This window comes from Pseudomonas sp. UFMG81 (genome assembly GCF_015354575.1).
GTDB lineage: Bacteria > Pseudomonadota > Gammaproteobacteria > Pseudomonadales > Pseudomonadaceae > Aquipseudomonas.
In genome coordinates this window covers 1-770 of sequence record NZ_JACAFQ010000077.1, presented here as the reverse complement: position 1 = coordinate 770, position 770 = coordinate 1, and the positions used below count along the sequence as shown (strand labels likewise).

Below are 770 nucleotides of genomic sequence, written 5' to 3'. Positions count from 1 at the left end.
GTATGCGTTGGCGGGGTTGATCGTGATCGGGAGTGTGGTGGCGTTGCGGGTTTCGCGTTCCGGTAGTACTGCGCTCGCCAGCGTACGGTGAAAGCGACTAGGTCGAGGTCGAGGTCGAGGTCGAGGTCGAGCAGTTAGGGTGTGGGTGTTGGTATTGGGTGAATATCCATTGGCGAGGGTGACGCTCATTCACCTTTCCGCCCTTACGGCGGCAAGCCGGCTCCTACGGGCGGGGTGTGCAATTAAAAGTTCGTACACCGTAGGAGCCGGCTTGCCGGCGAATGCAATTTGATATCCAACACAATAATCAACCAGCGACAGCAGCGCCAATATAGGCACCGCCGTGGCGGGGCTGGCGATCATCAACTCGGTGGGGCAGATGGCGGGGTTCCTCAGCCCGTACCTGGTGGGGTTCATCAAGGACCAGACGGGCTCGACCGATGCGGCGTTGTATGCGTTGGCGGGGTTGATCGTGATCGGGAGTGTGGTGGCGTTGCGGGTTTCGCGTTCCGGTAGTACTGCGCTCGCCAGCGTACGGTGAAAGCGACTAGGTCGAGGTCGAGGTCGAGGTCGAGGTCGAGCAGTTAGGGTGTGGGTGTTGGTATTGGGTGAATATCCATTGGCGAGGGTGACGCTCATTCACCTTTCCGCCCTTACGGCGGCCTACTTTTTTCTTGGAAAAAGTAGGCATGGGCCTGTCCCCTGACAACGGACGCCAAGAAGCGATACTTACATCGTTCTCTCGGTGGTCGCCATGTAACCACGTACTC

Annotated in this window: 1 pseudogene; it reads left to right on the top strand. The window is 58.7% G+C overall.

Annotated features, from left to right (window positions below):
- Positions 1–334: 334 nt before the first annotated feature.
- A pseudogene (locus IX761_RS26990) lies at positions 335–541 on the top strand (MFS transporter); the annotation flags it as partial.
- Between the last annotated feature and the right edge of the window lie 229 nt (positions 542–770).